This window comes from Algoriphagus marincola DSM 16067, assembly GCF_000429405.1.
Taxonomy (GTDB): domain Bacteria; phylum Bacteroidota; class Bacteroidia; order Cytophagales; family Cyclobacteriaceae; genus Algoriphagus; species Algoriphagus marincola.
On record NZ_AUBU01000022.1, the window covers coordinates 1 to 20,541 of the forward strand.

At 39.8% G+C, this 20,541-nt stretch carries 20 protein-coding genes; 7 read left to right on the top strand and 13 right to left on the bottom strand.

The features are described 5' to 3' along the window. Nucleotides 1–111: 111 nt before the first annotated feature. Entirely contained in the window at nucleotides 112–1,665 is a 1,554-nt protein-coding gene (locus G457_RS0114245; protein WP_026947075.1) for a terpene synthase family protein, read from the bottom strand. A 337-nt stretch (nucleotides 1,666–2,002) separates the two neighbouring features. Between G457_RS0114245 and G457_RS0114250 the strand changes: the two genes are divergently transcribed. Together G457_RS0114250 and G457_RS0114255 are read left to right on the top strand one after the other, a co-directional pair. Next, complete coding sequence (locus G457_RS0114250; protein WP_155847165.1) at nucleotides 2,003–2,434, top strand: MauE/DoxX family redox-associated membrane protein; 432 nt, start codon at nucleotides 2,003–2,005, stop codon at nucleotides 2,432–2,434. Between the two features lie 372 nt (nucleotides 2,435–2,806). Then, nucleotides 2,807–3,082, top strand: a complete 276-nt coding sequence (locus G457_RS0114255; RefSeq protein WP_026947077.1) for a hypothetical protein — start codon at nucleotides 2,807–2,809, stop codon at nucleotides 3,080–3,082. A 41-nt stretch (nucleotides 3,083–3,123) separates the two neighbouring features. Here the strand turns inward: G457_RS0114255 and G457_RS0114260 are convergent, their stop codons facing one another. From G457_RS0114260 to G457_RS22820, 4 genes are all read right to left on the bottom strand, one after another. Further along, the gene (locus G457_RS0114260) at nucleotides 3,124–4,479 is read right to left on the bottom strand and encodes a RagB/SusD family nutrient uptake outer membrane protein (RefSeq protein ID WP_026947078.1); all 1,356 of its coding nucleotides are present in this window, start codon (nucleotides 4,477–4,479) and stop codon (nucleotides 3,124–3,126) included. Nucleotides 4,480–4,622: 143 nt separating this feature from the next. Beyond that, the gene (locus tag G457_RS0114265) at nucleotides 4,623–7,802 is read right to left on the bottom strand and encodes a SusC/RagA family TonB-linked outer membrane protein (RefSeq protein ID WP_026947079.1); all 3,180 of its coding nucleotides are present in this window, start codon (nucleotides 7,800–7,802) and stop codon (nucleotides 4,623–4,625) included. A 51-nt stretch (nucleotides 7,803–7,853) separates the two neighbouring features. Then, on the bottom strand, nucleotides 7,854–9,692 hold the full coding sequence (locus G457_RS0114270; RefSeq protein ID WP_026947080.1) for a TlpA family protein disulfide reductase: 1,839 nt from the start codon (nucleotides 9,690–9,692) through the stop codon (nucleotides 7,854–7,856). A gap of 663 nt (nucleotides 9,693–10,355) precedes the next feature. Next, a complete protein-coding gene (locus G457_RS22820) occupies nucleotides 10,356–10,520 on the bottom strand; it encodes a hypothetical protein (RefSeq protein WP_155847166.1) in 165 nt (54 codons plus the stop codon). A gap of 350 nt (nucleotides 10,521–10,870) precedes the next feature. Between G457_RS22820 and G457_RS0114280 the strand changes: the two genes are divergently transcribed. After that, complete coding sequence (locus G457_RS0114280) at nucleotides 10,871–11,119, top strand: helix-turn-helix domain-containing protein (protein WP_026947082.1); 249 nt, start codon at nucleotides 10,871–10,873, stop codon at nucleotides 11,117–11,119. Nucleotides 11,120–11,321: 202 nt separating this feature from the next. Here G457_RS0114280 and G457_RS22290 read toward each other — a convergent pair whose 3' ends face one another. Genes G457_RS22290 through G457_RS0114295 form a run of 3 tightly spaced genes read right to left on the bottom strand, consistent with a single transcriptional unit; the run spans nucleotide 11,322 to nucleotide 13,067 of the window. Then, nucleotides 11,322–12,098, bottom strand: a complete 777-nt coding sequence (locus G457_RS22290) for an ImmA/IrrE family metallo-endopeptidase (RefSeq protein ID WP_026947083.1) — start codon at nucleotides 12,096–12,098, stop codon at nucleotides 11,322–11,324. Further along, on the bottom strand, nucleotides 12,098–12,514 hold the full coding sequence (locus G457_RS0114290) for a hypothetical protein (RefSeq protein WP_026947084.1): 417 nt from the start codon (nucleotides 12,512–12,514) through the stop codon (nucleotides 12,098–12,100). Before G457_RS0114290 ends, G457_RS22290 begins: the two co-directional genes overlap by 1 nt. Continuing rightward, nucleotides 12,507–13,067: a hypothetical protein gene (locus G457_RS0114295; RefSeq protein WP_155847167.1), complete on the bottom strand. Its 561-nt coding sequence runs from the start codon at nucleotides 13,065–13,067 to the stop codon at nucleotides 12,507–12,509. Before G457_RS0114295 ends, G457_RS0114290 begins: the two co-directional genes overlap by 8 nt. A 162-nt stretch (nucleotides 13,068–13,229) precedes the next feature. Between G457_RS0114295 and G457_RS22985 the strand changes: the two genes are divergently transcribed. The 4 genes from G457_RS22985 to G457_RS0114315 are packed head-to-tail and all read left to right on the top strand — an operon-like array spanning nucleotide 13,230 to nucleotide 16,148. After that, on the top strand, nucleotides 13,230–13,403 hold the full coding sequence (locus G457_RS22985) for a hypothetical protein (RefSeq protein ID WP_169719748.1): 174 nt from the start codon (nucleotides 13,230–13,232) through the stop codon (nucleotides 13,401–13,403). Between the two features lie 19 nt (nucleotides 13,404–13,422). Then, complete coding sequence (locus G457_RS0114305; RefSeq protein WP_026947086.1) at nucleotides 13,423–14,412, top strand: CBASS cGAMP-activated phospholipase; 990 nt, start codon at nucleotides 13,423–13,425, stop codon at nucleotides 14,410–14,412. A 4-nt stretch (nucleotides 14,413–14,416) separates the two neighbouring features. Next, the gene (locus tag G457_RS22295; RefSeq protein ID WP_026947087.1) at nucleotides 14,417–15,460 is read left to right on the top strand and encodes a nucleotidyltransferase domain-containing protein; all 1,044 of its coding nucleotides are present in this window, start codon (nucleotides 14,417–14,419) and stop codon (nucleotides 15,458–15,460) included. Between the two features lies 1 nt (nucleotide 15,461). Further along, a complete protein-coding gene (locus tag G457_RS0114315) occupies nucleotides 15,462–16,148 on the top strand; it encodes a hypothetical protein (protein WP_035484014.1) in 687 nt (228 codons plus the stop codon). Nucleotides 16,149–16,358: 210 nt separating this feature from the next. Here the strand turns inward: G457_RS0114315 and G457_RS0114325 are convergent, their stop codons facing one another. The 5 genes from G457_RS0114325 to G457_RS0114345 form a co-directional block, all read right to left on the bottom strand. Further along, nucleotides 16,359–16,817 (bottom strand): hypothetical protein, encoded by a 459-nt coding sequence (locus tag G457_RS0114325; RefSeq protein ID WP_155847168.1) that lies wholly within the window; start codon nucleotides 16,815–16,817, stop codon nucleotides 16,359–16,361. 38 nt (nucleotides 16,818–16,855) lie between these two features. After that, nucleotides 16,856–17,584 (bottom strand): DUF5131 family protein, encoded by a 729-nt coding sequence (locus G457_RS0114330; RefSeq protein WP_026947091.1) that lies wholly within the window; start codon nucleotides 17,582–17,584, stop codon nucleotides 16,856–16,858. Between the two features lie 6 nt (nucleotides 17,585–17,590). Next, nucleotides 17,591–18,712 (bottom strand): three-Cys-motif partner protein TcmP, encoded by a 1,122-nt coding sequence (gene tcmP, locus G457_RS0114335; protein WP_026947092.1) that lies wholly within the window; start codon nucleotides 18,710–18,712, stop codon nucleotides 17,591–17,593. A 565-nt stretch (nucleotides 18,713–19,277) separates the two neighbouring features. After that, complete coding sequence (locus G457_RS0114340; RefSeq protein ID WP_026947093.1) at nucleotides 19,278–19,754, bottom strand: hypothetical protein; 477 nt, start codon at nucleotides 19,752–19,754, stop codon at nucleotides 19,278–19,280. A gap of 127 nt (nucleotides 19,755–19,881) precedes the next feature. Beyond that, entirely contained in the window at nucleotides 19,882–20,376 is a 495-nt protein-coding gene (locus tag G457_RS0114345; protein ID WP_035484019.1) for a GNAT family N-acetyltransferase, read from the bottom strand. Between the last annotated feature and the right edge of the window lie 165 nt (nucleotides 20,377–20,541).

Genomic DNA, 20,541 nt, shown 5'->3' on the forward strand with positions numbered 1-20,541 from the left:
TATTATCCCCGTCCAACATCAGGATACCAAGATCCTTTCGCAGGTTGGTCAAAACCTGCTCTGAATAGTTTAAAATGCTCATAGTGTAGTTGGTTTAGTTTAATGCTTTTTTTATTCATAGCGGGTCGTGACATGAAAGGACCAGTGGTTGGAACCGGCCACTTTATATTTTATTTGTTTCAGACAGTGCAGCAAGGAGAGATTTCCCGGATCAAAATCCGATCGAATCTTTCGGTCCAATTGTAAGAATTCATCCAGCGTTTCTTGAAATTCCTTTAATACGGCAGACTCAGCCTTTCTATAGGTCCAGGAGTTTTTCCGCATCAAAATCGACAGGTAATTCATCGTATCACCTTTCTTTCTTTCCTTCCGAAAAGAGATCAGATCATTGCTTAGAAAAATTAATTTGGCACCCAACTCCCGAATTTCTTGGGATTTATTCCATTCCTCAGACTCGCTCTCAAAGCTTTCATCCATATCCAAACAGGTAAAATTGACTGCCAAACTGGCCCCTGAGAAAAAAGGCTTATCCCTGATAAATTCTGAAGGTTCGGGGATTTCACCGGCATCCTTCATGCGGGCCTCTTTGAAATTGTATTGAATAAAAGCCCCCACCTCCTGCTCCACCAATGCAATCTTGGAAGCAGACATATTTTCCAAAGACTCCAATTCCTTTCGCAGCTCATACCAAATCCTGATCAACTCCCACACTCTCCCGGGAAGGGTATGCAATTCCAACAGCAGGTTTTCCCGATCCATCCCCTGAGTCACCCAATTCCAAAACTGACTTTTCTGTCCTTTCGGGATATGATCAGTCATATCATCCAGATAAAAGAGCCAAGTATAGAGTTTGGCGATCCAAACAGCGGTATCCAATTCGGTCTCAGGATACAGATAGCAGGATAAGAGCCCCAGTTTTTGAGTCTGAAAAACCTTTAACTCTTCCGAACCTCTCAACAAATTATGAAAGACCGTTGCCCAAGTGATCGTTTGACTAATAATGGATTTATGAAGAGGATGAATCTCAGCGCCAAAAGGATATTTTAACTCTACCTGAAGCCGCTCCTTCAAATTACCAGATATACTTTCTTCCTCCTTCCGCTTTTTTCGGATTCGTTGAACAGTCCGATCACTCGTTCCCAACACATTGGCCAGATCCAGATCTTTTAGATCAAATAATATTTTCGGGTTCTTGGCTTCTAGCTGCTTTAACTTTTCCAAATGATGCAGTTGGGTAAAAGCGATCCACTGCTCATTGGCATGCCGAACCCTTTTGATCAGGTTCTCCGAGACTGATTTCATTTGCGGGATTTCTTTCAAGACCAATTCTGCTTGCTCAAAATCCAAATTGGTAAAAACGGAACCATACAAAGCCCGAAACTCAAATCGACTCGGAACCTGCAATTGATAAGACTCATAATCCAAAAACATATCCCCGGGAAAAAACATACGCACCAGTTTTTGACTTTGATACATTCCCACCAGGCCATCTATCAGGACATGAGACTGTGTTTCAACTTCCCCCGCATGTCGGATTACAGATTTTTCAGGTAATTCTGAGAGCGTCAAATACTCCCCCAGTTTTTGAAAAGCAGAAATATCCGCCTTTCCCTCCAAGCCCAATAAGACCCGGAGTTGAACAGGTTTCCATGAAATAGTTTCCATAGATTAATAAGTTAGATGTAAAAAAGAACTACAGATCACCTACCCTTTCAAAAAGGTACCTAGGAAAGGACATATCCCCGTGTACAGCGTGAATTCCCCCCTTTTCCAAACTCAACTGAAATACCCAAAACAAAGCCTATCAAGACTAAATAGTCTCGGGTTTTCATTTATTGCATGATTGATTTTAGAAGTCAAATCCCTAAAAACCAAACAATTAATCAAAAAACTATAGCAAAAAGGCCAAAATACCGACATTGTCGCAAAAAAAGTCACCATTACCCCAGTGGGGTATTTTTCATTTCCCTTTTTGCTAGATTTTCCGCAAATCATCAATGAAATGGAAAATCCTAGCCTCATCAAACTACTTCCCTCCTACCTCCTAGCCTTTCTTTGGACTTATACCGGCCTGGACAAATTGATCCGATTTAAGCAGAGTCGAAAAGCCTTTCACAATCAGACCTTTCCGCCCGAGCTTGCAGAAATCTTAAGCTACGCCATACCCATTGCCGAGATACTCTTGGCCATCCTGCTGGTATGGAGCATCAGCCGCTGGTGGGGCTATTTGGGAAGCCTGCTCTTGCTGACGGTATTCCTTAGCTATGTGGGACTGATCTGGGTAGGTGCATTTCCCAGAGTTCCCTGCAACTGTGCCGGACTTCTGGATTCCATGGGATGGGGTTCACATATGATCCTAAACCTGAGTTTAATCATCCTTGCCATTGGAGGATTATGGATAGAATCAAAGAAAAAGAAGCCAGAAAAAATCTGACTTCTTTAGGTGTTAAGCAACTAGGCTCAAGCCTTTTTACCATTGAGTTAATGAAAGTAATCTTAAGTTAAGAAAAATATCAAACTAAAAAAACAATCCGAAAGAATAAAACTAAAAATTTTAGGGGTAGCTGCTGCGACAGCTACCCCACAGCCTCCGAAGGTGACATTCGGAGCCGGAAAAAGACTTTCATTTCGATAGAAACAGTCAAGTCTCAAGAAATCAATAAGCGCTCATTCTTCTCGATGGCCTGGGTGAGAAGCAGACCAATACCGATGAGCAGATAGGGAGAAGCCGAAAACCCTCATCAGAGTAGGCAAACAACCGAAACGTTTTGTCCCTTTTTGATTGGTTAAAAAAGGGCCCACAACTATGAATAAATTAAGAAAACTGCTTCCGGCACTGGCATTGGTGCTGGGGGCAGGTTTGGCTATAAGCCAAGCAGGTGACTTGGATCCAGAGTTTGCTCAGGATCCTGATAATCCAGCTATCTGGTACGACCTGTCAAATGTTACACCGGGACCAAATACCTATGAGTGTGATGATGTACAGGACGTTTGTACCCGAGTCTTACCTAGTTCGACCTCGGCAATGAAAACTTCGGGAGAATTCATTAAAAACGGAGCTCTTCCTCAAGTTCAACCTTAATCAGGTGGAGGCCCTTCTCTTTGAGAGGGGCCTCCCTTTTATTACCTCGGGTTTTGAACCATGGGATTAAGATCTATTTCATCGGGGGGTATGGGAATAACATATCTTGGATCATTTGGAGGCAGGATAGCCTCAGACATATTAAATCTCCTGTTTAAAGTAAGGGCCAATTCAGATTCCGTATTCAATCTTTTCAAATCTAACCAACGAACTCCCCGAAAGACCAACTCTTTCCGTCTCTCCAAAAGAATTTGTTGAAACAGTTCTTGATCTGAACCTTCAAAAGGCAAGAATTCCGAAGCCGATATCCTATTTTCCCGCAAGGTATCTAGTGCCATTCTCGCCTTTTCAATCTCTCCAACCCGAAAGGATGATTCTGCAAAATCCAACCACACTTCATCGACTGCCAAGCCTCCGAAAGGATAAAAGTCTCCTGTGTAATGCCCTCTCATATTGTAAAGACTATCTACTCGAGCCACCCGAAAAAACAGAGGAACTCGCAAATCACCCTGCTCATACAGCTCAACCAAGTCTGGATTGATGTAGGTCTCCCGATTCGTGGCATAGCGATTCGTAATCATTTCAGAATAGAAAATCACCTCTGGATTGAATATCTCGAAAGAGTAAGGCAAGCTTAAATCATTCTCATTGAAATCCATCAATTCATCCCGGATAGCCAGAGCCTTTTCTGCATGCTCCATCGCATTTCGATATTCCTGACGAGTCATATAAACTCTACTTAATAAAGCATGCACTGCCCACTGAGATGGCCTGGTTGGAATACTTGCGATAGCTGGAAGTGCCTCAAAAGCTTCTTCCAAATCCTGAAGTACCAGCTGATAGGCTTCTTCTAGGGTAGATCGGTCTGTTCTGATATTCACATCAGAGCTCGTCCTCAAAGGAATACCCAACTGGTCGCCTCCTTCAGGTAGGTACTGTGGAGCAAAAAGGGTTAGAATTTCAAAATGCCCAAAGGCTCGATAAAATTTCGCCGCTGCCTCCAACTCATTTTTTCTCCCTTCCTCTGCTTCTGAGCTTGGACTATAATCTAACAAACCATCCAACACCACATTAGCATAGAAGATTTTCTGATATATTCTGGACCAGTTTGGATCAAACTCTCCGGGAAGGTGAAACTCCTCTTCCCAAAAGTATGCTGCAAGCTGATGGGGTTGCAATCGATTAATAGCCCCAGGACCAAGATAGACATCATCGGAACTCAAAAGCCCATAAAAGCCAGAGGTATTCATTCCTCTCAATCTGGCATCCAACAAGGCCTGAAAATCATCCAAAGATTGTGGAACAACCAAATTCTTGGATGGTTTTTCAGATAAAAACGTCTCACAGGAGCTAAATACTCCCAGTAAAACCAATAGTGTTATTAATTGCTTTTTCATTTTTGATAATTGATTAAAATTCAAAGGGTGGCGGCCTAACCAACCATAATCTACCGCCGGGAGAAACAGTCAGGGAATTCCCTACCTTATGAGGATGAATATTTGGGTTTATATCTGCTCACCTTTTACCCTTTGAACCTGGTTTAGAAATTCATTTTTAAGCCCATGGATAGGGTTCGTAGGTTTTGGGAAAAGCGGAAATCAGGATCCAGTTCTTCCTGGCTTGCTTTCCAGATCAGACCAAGATTATTTGCATAGAAATAGACTTCTGTTTCACTCAGCCATGATGGAAATAACTCCCCGAATCGGTAGGAAAGGCGTATATCCTGTAGGCGAATATGATCACCTTTCTCTACGAGTGATTCGCTACGAAACAAAAATTGGTTTCTGCTTGCATTGATACTCCCGGGATCAGAGGGGATATCAGTTACTAACTCATCCCCAGGCTCCTGCCATCTTCGGGAATAATCCCCATGCTCGAATTCTCCTCTATTCAGATTATCATAATTTATGGTCTGTCTTCGGAAAAAGTATCCCATTCGATAGGTTATATTGGCAGAAAGCATAAAGCCCTTCCATGAAACAGTATTCCTAAAAGAACCAAAGACTGTGGGTCTAGATGAACCGTGATAAATTATATCCTCTAAAGAACTTTCGTTTAATATGCTGTTATAATCAGCGCTAGGCTCACCATTTAAAATACCTCGTGGATCTCCTGTATCCGGATCCAAGCCACCCCATGGAAGACTATACGTGTAAAACAACGGTCTTCCGATTACCGGTACAGGGCTTCCAGCCTGTGAATTCAGGATTTGAGCTACCGTAGGATCATTTTCAAAGTCAGTAACCTCCTCCTGCACCCAACTCAGGAAAAAATTATTAGTCCAGCGTACAGGTCCTCTTAGGATCTCTGTATTTAATACCCAATCAATCCCGCGTGTTTGGGTACTGGCATAGTTAATGGTTGCCGTGCCTACACCAGAGGAGGCAAAAAGAGGCTGCTCTCCCAATAAATCCAAGCCACTTTTACGATAATATTCGAGATAACCACTAAAACGACCTTTTCCCAATTCATAATCCAAGCCGAAATTGGTAATCTTTATCCGCTCCCACCTTAATTCAGGATTGGGAGGGCTCAGAATCCCTAAAAAAGGTGCATTGATCAAAGGGTTTGCTCCTGCCCCAAAATACGAGGCTGTAGTAAAAGCAGTGGCATTCGGGTTGGTATTGCCATTGAATCCATAACTCAGGCGAAGTTTCAAGAAATCAACCCAGTCCCATGATAGGAAACGCTCTTCGGAAAGAATCCAACCCAGTCCTGCCGACCATAGCGGCACAGCCCTCTGATTGGTGTTCACCCCAAAAATATTTGAAGCATCCACCCGAGCACTGGCAGTTAACAAATATCGATCCTTAAAGGAATATCCTGCATTACCAAAGCCTGACACAAAACGGTTGATAGTGCCGCTAAAATCCTCCACAAATGGAATATTCCCAGGAAAACCAATCGCATACTGCGTAAAAAACGAAAGGTAGTCCACAGGTTGGGATGTAGCATTCAACTCATTGTAACCATAGGCTCTTCCTCCCATTCCGTCGCTTTGAATATCCCTGATTTCAGATCCTAGTAAGATATTCAATTGATGAGCATCCCAACGTTTTTCATAATCACCCTGAGCTCTTAAGCTGTGGCTGAAGGATTTTCGGGAAGAAAAATCGAATATTCCGCCTTGTGGAACATTCCTGGTCAAAATACCATCTGCTCCTATTTCTGTAAAATTATTGATCAGGTCCCGAGTAAAATAGGCAGATTCAGGTTGAAGCTGCTCATTACGCTGATTATTGGTCCAATATTGATAATTGAGCTTCAAACTCAATCCTTGCAAAACCTGATAATCGATATTTGCAGTCAAACGCAGATCCTCTGAGTTACTAAATCTTGGACTCATACCTATCTCCTGCAGCGGAAAATAATCCCAGTTTAATAATCCCGTTCCTCTGGTAGATTCCTTAAATCGTTGGTGATATCCCCGATAAACCAAAGCAGGATTTCCCTCATCATCAGCCAACCGCTCATAGGCATAGCTGTTACCAAGATCAGGCAAGCCATTTTCCGATCTATTCAAAGTAAGATAGGTGCCCAATGAGATATTCAGTTTATCCTTAGCTAGGCGAAAACGCTGGACCGAGTTCAGAGTAATCCTGGAATCATTTCGACTGACCTGATTCTGCCTGTTCTGATCCCATCCCAAGGAAAACAAATATGAGTGCTTTTGCCCGCCTCCGTTCAAATTGAGCGCATATTGCTGAAAAACAGATGGACGGTTGATATAACGCTCCAAATCACTTCTAAAGTCAGAAGTCCGAAATCCAGCCAATCGGGCATCTCGCTCGGATTCGCTAATCTGACCCTGTGAAAATGCATAAAGAGTCTCCACTACAGGAGATACAGGAGACTTGAAGAAAGAATCAATCGTACCGTCAAGGGCACCAGATTCAAATAATTCAACTTCTTTATTCACCAAATCAGAAATAGTCATTTTAGGTAAATAAAAAGGGTCAGGAGCTTCCCCAACGGTCAAGTTGGAAGTGAGACTTATCCGAACAGGCTGATCAAAGCTTCCATTTTTGGTTCTGATCACAATTACCCCGTTTCCGGCTCTAGCTCCCCAGATAGATGCTGCTGCTGCATCCCGAAGCACAGTAATACTTTCCACATCGTTGGGATTGATATTGGAAAGTGGACCATCATAGGGCAGATTGTCAATTACGATTAAAGGCTGGCTATCCGAACGGATCGTTCCTGTGCCACGGATAGAAATATCCTCTCCATAGTCCAGATCCGGTCGGTCCCTGTTAAAAATCAATCCGGGAGTCAGGTCTTCCAATCTATCAATGATATTGGTACTGATTCTTCGGTCTACCAATTCCTGATCCAATTGGGCAAAAGAGCCGGTCACCCGCTCCGCCGGTAGTTCCTGAAAACCTGTTGACAAAATGGTCACCTCCTCCAGCCCCAATTCATCAGCTTTCAAAAGGACCTTTATATCCTCTTTTTGATCAGATGAAATAATGAGTTCCTCACTTGCATAACCTATAAAACTGAAAACCAATATGCCCGAGTTTGTCTGGGGAATAAAAAGCTGGAAAGCTCCGTTCTCATCGGTGACAGTACCCAGACTGCTTCCTTTTAATACCACATTTACACCTGGTAGCGGAGTAAGGTCAGTTCGGTCCAATACCTCTCCCCTCACCGCAACTTCTTGTGCTGTAATACTTCCGAAAAAGAAGAAAAAACAGCCAATCAATAAGTATTTTTTCATGATTAATTAGATTAAGATTTTACATTAATTTTTTGACCAAAAAATTTGGCTCTACTCCATCCTTCCATCGGAATCTTCTTCCGCTTCGACCTCAACCCCAGTGATCCTCTCCTTCGCTGTAATGACTTCCAGTAATGCGATCATTTTAGATTCAAAATCCAGATAGTTTGATGCAGGAATTTTAAAGGATCTGACTTTTCCATCAGAATCAACCAAAAGGGTAAAGGGATAGCCGGAAACCTCGTAAAAGGAAGAGAATTGTGATTTGGATGCAGCCGAAAGACGGTAGTTGGGAATCTCCGTACTGGAAAAAAGCGGAAGATTTTCAATCCAGAGACTTTGGTCCTGATCGATGGAAACCGCAATCAAATCCAATCCCATAGCATTTCCCTCTTCCTTCCAAAAAGGAAAGAGATAGTCCTCAAAATAATGTGCACTATGCGGACAGGTGGAAAAGTAGAAATAATACAAGCGTGGATTCTGAAAAGAATTCATCGAGCTCCAGGCCTTACCTTCAGGATCAACCCCCTCTAGACTTATCATATCCAAACCCAATGCAACTGAGTTTTCCAGAGATTTCACCCGTTCTTTCCAAGGTGAATGGCTAATTCCAGAGCCTAAACTTTCCAATACTCTTTCCGGATCGGGATAGCGCTTACTATTGGCTGAAAGAAACCCTGCTAGAATTCTATCTTTTAAAGGCCCATCAAAGTTTTCCTCCACCAAATACCCAAAATCAACCCCTTTAATTAAAGCCAAAAGCGTCAAGCGATCTAGCTGCAAATCCAGATAGGCTGGAGAAATCAGCTTGGAATCCATTCGGAACTCCTCCTCACTCATTTCCATCAGAATAGCTTCTGTTTTCGCTTTATATTCTTGCACTTCATCCGGGCTAAGGAATATTGGCAATTCATTGTAATAAAATCGATATAGAGTAGAGACAAGGGGGCCATAGTGCTTGGCATATACTTCCAATTTCAGCAAGTCGTAGGATTCTGGATCGAGTTCTTCCTGAAATGAATCCAGAATTCCCAATTGCTTTTGAAGATGTTTGGAACCAAGTAGCAGACCATTCAGCACCTCTTCCAGGCTTTCTTTTCCAAAAACTTGAAAATCAAGCCGCGACCCGAAGATTTTATTGGCTGCTTTCCAGAGCGAGTCATTTGTAGAATCAGCCAAAAGAGAGTTGGCCGATCCTATCATGAGCTTTCTAGGCTCATTTAGCTTTTCTTCCTTTTTGGCTCGATTCAGTAAGTATTGTACTTCATAAAAAGCCGCATCCGGGCCTCCAAATACCACTGAAGACTCCATAAGATCCAATCCGATTTTCAAGCTATCACCAGGACGTAAAAAGTATTCGGCAAGAATTTCCCGATCTCCCAAAGCCAAGGTAAAGAGTCCAGTCTCATCTATGGAATCAATAACTTGAGAAAACTTACGGACCCTAGGATCCAATACGCCATCAAAAAAAGTCCCTTCATCTAATTGAACATCGAGGGAGAAATCCATAAAACGGCTCTTTTTACTGAAGTAATGCGGAGTCACTTGGAAAGACAATGGCCCCAAGGAATCCGGATTGATCAGCTCACCATAGATCAGGACTGTGTTCTGATTAGGATATTCACCTAAGCCAAGAAGCTTTCCATCCCTTTTCAGTATAGAGGCCTCAGACTGTCTAGACAAGACCGGCCCCCCATCGATTTCCAAGCTGGCAATTGAATAGGATGAAGAGGAAGCCAAAGAATCAAAACTATCCTCCTGATCAAGACCAGCTATCCAAAGGCCCAGCTCCAAAGGATGGGCGGGAGTGCTGTACTCCTCCCGCCCGGGGGATTGGGAATCGACACTAACTAAATCGATTCCCGGGGGTGAATCAGCAACTTGACTCATTGATAATGGAGAATATCCCAAGAATAGTAGGAAGCATAGTGCTATAAGTTTTAATCGGATATCTGGAATAATGGAAGAAATACACTCCCTTTGGTCGCAAAATACCCGCCTATCGGCGTGAGATATGCTCCTCGTTCCTCGGAGCGAGATAAGCCACCCACCTACATGGAAATATTGCATGCTTATTGGATGGAGCTGACTTCTAATTGATTTTTTAGCTTTCCGGAAAAGGCATAGCAATTCCAGGAAGCATGATTGTAGAATTTTTTTCATGCTTTAAAATGTTTGATGATTGCTTGGGATGAAGGAGGAAAAGTACCTTAGATGAAATACGCTTTCAGCGAAATACACTTCGTGAGATACACCTCCCTATGGTCGGTGAGATACTAGATTCCGTTTCCAAATCAAGTATTTCAGCCCGCTTGCGGGCTATATTTCCATTGTATTTCTACCGTGTTTCAATAGAGATTAGCCAATAGTCTCCCAACCTGACTCCATATAAGTCAAGCAATCAATGTTTTAGAAATAGATTAGAATCGAAGGAAAATGATACGCTGCAGTCGATCAGCTCCTTCTGGAAACGTCACTCTCTGATCATTAGCGGTAATCCCTTTGGGTAATACAAGCCCCTTGGGAAGCAATCAGGGAGAATAAAAATAGGTTTTAAATAGGCTGTTTGGGCTTACGGGGAAAGAGCCGCTCAAAAGGGCTGATTCCCAATACTGATTCTGAAAACTCCCAAGTGTTATAGATTCCATCCAGCAATCCCCTCCGAAATATCCATCCCGGGAAATAAGTCAATCCAGAAAAAATCAAGGCCTGTTCCATGATACTTGGGTTTATAATTAATAGTCCCCAAGAAAAAAAGCCATTGGAGTGGGCCCTCTTTCTTGCAGAAACTGAGGTACGGCCAAGCACCCTAGAAATGAGCAAGCGAGTAGCCCACGCCAATGGCGTGAGCATTCTCACCTTTGTCTCATTTCTTTAATTGAAAATTGGCCGTTTTCAGTTTCGAGACTCAAGTGCGAATACTAATGGAATTAGATATTCCACAAATATTGAGATTTCTCATTCGAAATCCGATTATAAATATATGAAAAAATGATGCTTGTTGGTTAATTAGCCAACAATTTTTACAGACTTTTCAATGATTTTCAATTTCATAAACTAAATTTTCAATGGAATTGGAAAAAAAAGAAGAATTGATAAACAAGCTTGGTCAAAAATTAAAAGAATTAAAAACCGAAAGCAATCTGAGCTATAGGAAATTAGCTCAAAGATGCAATTTAGATCACGCTGATATCAAAAAGTATGAGAAGGGTGTGGATTTACGATTCTTAACTATTATCGAATTAGCAAAAGCATACGGAGTACATCCCAAGGAAATTCTTGATATCGACTATGAAATTGATTTTAAAAAAATCTAACTAATTAATAATATAGGAATACCCAATCTAAGTAGGATTCCTGAATTATTACAAAATCAAAAAATTGGAATAGTCCGTGGCAGAGGTATGTGATAAGTAAGGTGTGAGAATGTGGTTTGATGATCGGTTAGTTTGACTTGATTATCTTTTTACAAACACCTATTCGCTTTGCTCTTTCTGCAATACCACACTTATTAATAATTTATTCTTCCCAAACAACACTTAAAACTGTATCATACTTTGGTGTAACAATGCAATATTCGTAAAAATTGAAATATTTATCATTTTCCCAGGGTTTAAGCTCAAACCACGTAGACTTCCAAACCTTCTGTTTACTTTCCTTTTTTGAATAGATTTTCCCCTCCTTGAAAAATTCAGATGCTACTGAATCATCAGGTGTCGATAGACCATTTCTATCTTTAATGAAATGATCATATGGGTCTGGTCGTTTCCAATATTTCACGGTATTACCATAACTATAAATCAAACAAATTGGATGATTTCCGTATTCAAAATATCGATAAGCCACCGACGTAATACTAGTCTTAAAATAATCTGCCAAATACCGAAGGAGCTCCGGCCCAAATTCATATTCATCAGATATTTTTCTAAATAAAGCCTCTGGCATTAACAATTCAGAAGCAAATTCATTTGCCTCAGTTTCCTGATGGCCAGATTTAAAGTACTCAAGAGTGGCATCATTGTCATTGTGAATTAAAAAGTGATCCTTATGCATTCGTAGATGACCAATTTCATGTCCAATTGTAAATCTACGTTTCCCTTCATACTCTATCCCTGAATTGATGGTAATTATCGTTTTACGATTGCCAAATACAATTCTACCATCAGCGCTAGACATTGGTTTTTCAATCACAGTTGCTCCCAAACCAGTAGCAACAAGTTCAATAGGAATATTTGAAAGATCAAATAATCCATGTTCACTCATAAACTTCTTAGCCGCTTTTTGACCAGAGGACATTATTGATCTTCCATGTTATCTAAATCTTCTAAGAGCTTAGTAAGATCAATGTCTCCTAAGACCTCTCTTAAATCATCATCCGACCATTTTTCAAGATTTCTGAATTGAAATGACACTTTTCTCTCTGAAAAAATATCTTTCAAAATCTTACCGGTCAGGATCGCATTCTGTTCAGTTGATTCCTTAATTTTGTCTTTCAATTTCTTCAAAAGAGATTGGTCAACTCTCTGATTGGCCTTTGCTTTGGCCAAAAAAATCGCTTTTCTAAATTCATTATCACCTTGAAGACTAAGCTCATCAGTATCAATCTTAAGCTCAGCCAAAAATTCTTTTGCAGTATCAAAATCTTCGATAATTACATTCGCAGAGAGTTTATCGAAGTTCTTGAAAATAGATGTGTTCTCCTTCCTATTCATTAGTCAATAGTTTCTGTCTAAGCTTATATAATCGTGGTTTTAAACGTCTCCAAGCATTATGGAAATCTGATTCACTGATTCCCAAATCCTCTCTAATTGCCTTAGGTTTCACAACACCATCGGCCATACATTCAAAGATCATCAGCTCTTCATCGGATGATCCCTCAGTTTCTAAAAACGCGTAGGCTCCTTGTCTTAACTCTTCATAAACCATTATGTCTTCTGGGCTTCCATCCTCAGAGCTGTTAAAAATTTCTTCGGTCGGTTCTTCCTTAGATTTGAACTTATTGAAGGAGTTATTAAGATGGCTATCAATCACACTTACTAAGAAATCCTTGAAAGTTTTGTATCCATCAGTGTTCCAATTTCTGGTACCTTCTACCAATACTAGGGAAAGTACCTCGCTAAGTTTTTCTTCTGAAATCTTCAGCAGTTCATCCTTGCTGCCTTTTATTCCATACCTATTGATCAGCCTATTGATGCAATGAGCTACAAGAATTACCCAAAGCTGATTCCAGTCCTCTTTTTGAGCCACTTTCTGCAGCTCTTCCATAGATATGATGTGTGTAGCTGATTCCACCTTTCGTTTATAGATGCTGAAGATTTAAAAAAAAATACAATTCAGATTGTAAATTTTTTCTTCCTATCAGCATTGGTTTATAGAGCCCAGTATTTGGTTATTCAATAATTAGAAACTATTAAAAATAGCTATAATATGGCAACGAACAAACCATATGGCGATAACGCAAGAAAAGGGGCCTTGAAAGGCAGGTCCCAAGTCCAAAATCCAAAAACAGGTCATTGGACTAAAAGAAGCTCAGAGACCGGAAAGTTCATGGATGGGAAAAAAGATGGAACACCATTTAAAGAAGTGAGAAAGGAAAAATAATTCAAAACCACCAACTATTATGTCTAAACCATTTAAAATCTTGTCGATAGACGGAGGAGGTATCAAAGGCCTCTACTCTGCAAAAATTCTTGAGCATTTAGAACAGAGGTATTCCTGCTCAACATCAGATCATTTTGATATGATCTGTGGGACATCTACTGGCGGTCTAATAGCCCTTGCTCTTTCATTAAAAATTCCTGCTTCCGAGGTTTGTAAGTTTTACGAAAAATACGGCCATCAAATCTTTCCTCACCGCACCAAATTGGGAGGACTAATAAGACAAACATTATGGCAAGGAAAATACTCAGATAAGCCTCTCCGAAATGCACTAAAAACCATTTTTAAGGACAAAAGAATTGGTGACTGCCAAAATCTTTTATGTATCCCCAGCTATTCGATAACAGATGCACGCCCCTGGGTCTTTAAATATGATCATAAAGAAGTACCACTAGATAGGGATAATAAGGCATTTTGTGTTGATGTCGCACTCGCTACTTCTGCAGCTCCGACATATTTTCCTTTAGCAGAAATTGAATATTATGACAAAAAGCAATTTATCGACGGCGGTGTTTGGGCCAATAATCCAACAATGGTAGGGGTTATTGAAGCTCTCACATACTTTGTTGGTGACGGGAAAGAGTTCGATTCTATTGAAGTGCTTTCAGTCAGCAGCCTTAACAATACTGCTGGAAAATCAATTGGTCTGAAAAGACAACGTCCCTTTATTAAATGGAAGGATGACTTATTTGAGACATCTCTAATTGGTCAAAGCATGTTTACAAATTACATAATGTCAAAGTTTTGCGAGATGAATCATATTAAAGTGAGGTACGTACGGATACCTTCCGAGAGCATATCAGCAGAACAACAACATCTGGTGCAACTGGATAAAGCAACAGATAATGCAATCCATTTCATCAAAGGAAAAGGAAATGACAGAGGTGAAATCGCAAAAAAAGATCCAGAAATAGGATCATTCTTCATGAAAACAAAAAACTATAAAATTTGAAACTATGGCCAACTGCAATTTATTATTCGCTGAATACAATAGAATCATTAGGTTATCTGATGAAAAACGAAAAGAGCTATTAGAGGCTCGAAACAATTTACGAATTAGGTTAAGACAAGGCTACATAATTGTATCGAAAGAACTGGGCCTAAAACATGAAATTCAACATCAGAGCCAAGGATCATTTGTAATGGACACCATAATTGCTCCAATGAGAGGTGACTATGACATTGATGACGGATTGTATTTTATAGGTAGTTTAAATAGGTCAAGCAGGCCAACTCCATCAGAATTTCATAAATGGATAAAATCTGCGCTTGATCGTGGACACGATGACATCGAAAAGGTTATAGATAAATCGACTTGCGTAAGAGTACAATACAAAATTGGGTTTCATGTAGATATTCCTATTTACTATGCGGACAATATTGATTGCCCAGATTTGGCAGATGTGAATCGAGGGTGGATTCTAAGTCACCCTATCGAATTTATTGAGTGGTTTGAACAGAAAATCCAATCAGGATTTAAAAAGGGATTCATCACGGAGTCAAGGTTATTTGATGAATTTGTTCAATGGACCTCTGATATAAGAAAAAATGACCACCAACTTCGTCGAATTGTTAGATATTTAAAAGCCTGGGGAGACCTGAGAAGGGAGGAAATGCCATGTGGATTAATAATGACCATTCTAGCAGCAAACAATTATTATCCACATCACAGGGATGATATTTCTTTAAAGGAAACCTTAATTAATATACAAGCTTCTCTACAGGAAGAATTTAAGTGTGAACGACCTACCACTCCAAAAGGAGAGAATCTATTTGACGGATATAAAAATGAAGAGGCATTTATGAAGTACCTTGGATATTTTATCGAAAACGCCAAAAAAGCACTCGAAGAACCCAATCATAAATTAGCCTGCAAATATTGGCAAACAAGCTTAGGAGACAGGTTTCCTTGCCATTTAGCAAAAGATGAGATTATTGGAAATTCTGCTACCGTTAGCTTGGGAATTGGAGGTTCAATTAGAAAACCGTGGTGCTACTAAGATGGAAAGTTCAGAGATTTTCGAAAGCCATATCGGACCTGCCATAGAAAAATACCCAAAACTAAGTAGGGTATTAACCTCTGAAGGGAAAATAACTATAGAAGGAGAAATCGAAATTATTGATGCAGAAGGTAAATTTTGGGAAGTTTTCGAAATTGAAATTCACCATGTAGATAGTTACCCTTTACAATTCCCAAAGGTATATGAGGTCGGAGGAAAAATCCCAAAAATAGCCGATTGGCACATCTATGAAGATACAAAATCATGTTGCGTTGCGATAGCACCTGAAGAAAGTATTGCTTGCAAGAAAGGAATTACTTTAGTTCAATTTATTGATGAATTTGTATTGCCCTATTTTTTTAATCAAGCCTTTCGAAGAGTTGAAGGATATTATATAAACGGAGAATATTCCCACGGCATTCAAGGAGTTTTCGAATTCTATGATGAGGCTTTCAAAACGGGAGGATCTGTAAGTGAGATGATTCACTTAATGAAAATGATGGCATTAACTCATATCAAACCAGGAAGAACACATGATTGCTTCTGTGGGAGGAAGCAAAAATTTAGACACTGCCACAGAGATTCATTCAATCAACTAAGTGATTTAGATCGAAAACTGATTTTAGCTCATGCAGAATTGTTGCATTACGCTACTACCAAAAATTATTCAATAACTACAAAGGGTTGAGAGAAATCCACTCTTCTATTATTTGCGTCCTATCTGCATAATCAACATCTTCTTCCTTTAACTTTAAATGATGCAAGATATTTGTCAAATCAAGCTTGTATGCTTGAAATTTTTCAATGATTGCGGTTGCTCCTTGTAGGGGCCGTAAAGATTCGAAAGTATTTAGCCAAGGACGTATGCTAAGTATAAGTTCAGTAGTCATATCAACATTTAACAGAAAATAAATTTTTGAACCAAGGCTCCGATTATTGCTCCAACAATTGCTGAAATAGAGGAGGTCATCCACCAGTATTTCGCCAACCAATTCTGCCTTTTAAAATACTCAATTTCGGTTGCCCGATTTGCATCTTCTCTTTCCTGTCTTTTTCGTTGGTTGTATTGTTCGTAACGCAATTCTCTTAGTCTCGCATCAACTGATTCAACCATCTCTCCTATAGAAGTAAGCTCCACAACTTGAGGCCGACCCCTACCGATTGTATCATTTTCCAAAGTGACTAAAGATAGTCCAGCTAAATATTCAAAAATAGGGTCAAAATTTAGCCGCTCTTTTATCGAAGAGTTTTTGTGGTTATCATAGGTGAATTGAGCCACGGTGGACACCAGATTTTTAGGCTTTTGCTTCATTGCCTGAAAAATAAATTCTGCAAATATGTGATCATCCTTATCCATTTTCAATCATTTGTGAGAGAACTATATTATTTAGATCATTAAATATACATCTTCAATTCAACCTCCGGCATCTCATCATAAGTCTGTCCATTTAGCTCTCTGCCTGCTTTCTTTTTATTTTTTCCCCCCCATTGTTTGAAGAAGAAGGCTACTTTGGCTTTTTGGCATTGTTCCTGAATATCCAATACCCAATCAGGGTCCATGGGTCTAGGCTTATGGCCACTTTCACCACCAACAATGACCCAATCTATACCCTGGAGATTTAATTCAGGTAATGGGCCAATAAGGGGTTCGCAGGATAGAAACTTGACTCTGGCACCCGTTTTTCGAAGAAAGTCTATTCTATCCAGAACCCGATTATCCTCAACCGATACACCCATCCAGATATTATGTGACCAGGGTAGGAGATGACTTATTTCTGCTAATCGATCAGCTCGCTTGGTTAGTACCTGAAAGACATGTTGACCATTATCCTTCATGACCTGAAATACTCTTTGGATAAATTCGATTGGTACATCCTTGTGAAACAAGTCGGACATAGAATTAACAAAAACGATTTTAGACTTTTTCCAGGTATATGGAATAGCCAAAGCTTCCTCATGGGTTCTTACTTTTTTGAAACCGGCCTGGTATTTTTCTACTCCCATAGCTTGAAGCCGTTTTGTCATTACTTCAGCATAGCAGAACTTACAGCCTGCGGAAATTTTAGTGCAGCCCGTGACTGGGTTCCAAGTCAGTTCGGTCCATTCAATAGAGGTTTGTGCCATAGGGAATCAGGATAGTTGGATATTAATTCTGTTTGACCTGTTACAATAATCGTCATAATTGATGTAAAAGGAGCCCTTTCTCCATTTTTGGCCGTCAGATAGTGTCACAATTAGTTGATTTTGAGCGGAAAGGCCTTTAAGAACTTCTACTGCGTGTGTAGGCCGAAAACCCTGATGTAAAGTCGCCTCATAGATTTCTCCATTGGTTCGGCTTTCTTTTAGAAAAGATCTAAAAAATTGTTCTAGCTTATTAAGCCGATCCGACGGGCTTGCTGTAAAAAGCGTTGGTGCTTCCGGATTTTTATAGCTCCAGCCTCTACCCTCATTATGATCAATTTCCCATTTTGACTCCAGCATCTTTTCAAACCCATAAATATGGCTGGTAAAGAAGAAAAGGCAGAAAAACTGATTTTTTTCGCGAGTGATAATGAATGAATCCACAAAAAATTCATTGCCTAAAAAGTCCCGGAATGCTGATTTCAGGTTTTCAATGAAATCTATTCCAGTATGAGAGTTGGGCCATTGGTCCAGCGGTATTAGCTCTTCTATAAAAGAATGCAGGGCTTTTGGGGCACCTTTGCGCTCAAATCGAAACATGTGTTGGGTCGGAAGAAAAAGTAGCACTTCTGCCTTCTTAGTTTCTAGAATGGACTTGATTTGTGATGCTCTTACTTCCCTATACCCATAGGGATCAATAAAGACAAAAGATTTTGAATTTTTTGTAATCGAAATCTGCCTTACCACCAGAGGAAGAGCTTCCACATAATCCATGTTCTTGAATCGAAGGTCTCCCAGAAATGGATAGTGAAGCTTTTTTTGTTCAATATAGGCTTTCACTTTTTCTGTTTTGCTATTTTCTTTATCATTGAAAACACAATCTACTTTGATCGTTTTCTGGCCTTCAGCTTGGTTTCGGAAGAAAACGTCCTTGATGGCTTTCATAAAAATAATCGGACTTCCTTCCCCACCGTTTTGGTAAATTCCTTCCCCGCAGAACAAGTCAAAAAGTTGAACCTTATCAAAGGCTTGAGCCCTACTTAGTATATTTAGATATTTCTGGATATACTTATTCAAAAGCTTGACTTTGACCTCTGAATGTTCGAACATGGTGATTTGGGAGTCTTTCATACCAAAAATTTAAAATGCTCTTATTTATAAAAGTCACTAAAATCCAAAGCGACTTCTCTCTGTTTTATTAATTCAATATGTACTGGTTAATTTCTTCTTTTAGCTGGAAAAGATGTTTTCTTTTAACCACAATTAGGAGACCTGTACTAATAAATCGCCTACAAAAAGCTCCTCTATTGGATTTTAAAATCATCACTAATAATTAGCCTTTTCTTTAAACTCCTTCCATTTTGATTTCTGCCTAAAGACTTCATTTGCAAGAAAGTGAATAATTCCAAGAAAAAAATACCATAAAGTGGGTAATTTTAGTGGGAATTGGTGGTTTTGACGGGGTTTGTCGGATTTTTTGAGGTGATCACTTTTTGAAAAAGCAATGTGTTAGGATTCAAGACATCAGTAACCTGGCTTCTTTTCCATATCTACGCCATTGACCTGTAAAAAAGGAAAGAGGTGAGTATATGAAAAGTTTTTTGCAAGTGCTGACAGCATGAAAGGCTATTGGATCACGGTTCTCCCCACATTACTCTGTAAATTCAATTATAAAATCATTTAGATCTTCATAGAATCAGATCAATTCAAACCACCTCGAATCCGAAACATATCCTTTCCGTTCAGTTGTCAAGACCCTGTATTCAAAATACAACTTCTTTCCCTTCATCGGAGGTAGGATTTTCATTCGGTAGTTCTTAATAAGCGTTTCCTGATACTTAATTTTTAAGGGCTTATTGAATTGCTCTCTGGCCTCGTACAGGCTTTTTCGGGTTCTACCGGATGCATCCTGAAGGATAAAAAGTTCAAAAGGTCCTTTCATATGCCGCTGCTGAATTTCTATAACACCAACATCCTTTCCTGTCAGATTACGAAGCTCGAGATCCACATACAAATACTCCCCATCCCGCTGCTTTTGGGTTTTGATTTCTTTGATTCTAACTGGAAAAGAAGCATTGTGACGCTTTCTTCTCAAGTAAAGGAAAAGCCATATCCCACCGATCAAAAGAGTCAGGAAGGATAGGATTAGGAAACTAATATTCGATGTGTTCATTGTGAATTCGTCAATCAAAGCCTGGTTGACTTAGGAGGATTAAGAATGGCAAATCCAGGAATTCTGATCGCATAAAGGAAGGAAAAAAGCTAGAAAATAAACTTTTGATTATTCATGGAATACATTGTTAGCAGTTCGGGTTTATTTTTTTCTCCATCTTATAATTAGTCAATTTCACATTTTGACGTAAAACAGTTTGCGTTTTAATTACTTCAAATCCAACTTTCTCAAAAAATGGACGTGCGGTTTTACTCACATTAGAATTTAAAGATGGTTGATTTTGTCGCCTTGCTTCATTCTCAATTTTCTCATAGAGATTGTCAGCGATTCCTTTTCTTTGGTGGTTTTTATGAACGTATAATAAGTCAATGTAATTTCCATTGTCAAGAGTTATAAAGCCAACAATTTCATTTCTAATTTGAGCAACCAAGACGAATTGTTTTACTAAGATGTCTATCCACTGTTGTCTATTTTCATTATTTTTAGTGTCGGAAATCCAAGCTTCAATTTGGTCTTCATTGTAGTCTGCTTTACAGACTTCAGTTATCGTGTCCAAAAACAATTTCTGTAGTTCATCCAAGTCATCGAGTTGACCAATTCTAATCGTAAATTCTGTTGTCATATTCGTTTTTTAGGTGCTTTTTTCACCTGACCACTAACGGTTTGCAGCTACCCGAAGGTGGCGATTTCGAAGCACTTCACTGTCAAGCAAGCACAAACTTTGATAGAAGCACAAAGCTTGATTTAACCACAGAACCGCCACTTTTGGGTAGCTGCTGTTAGCGGT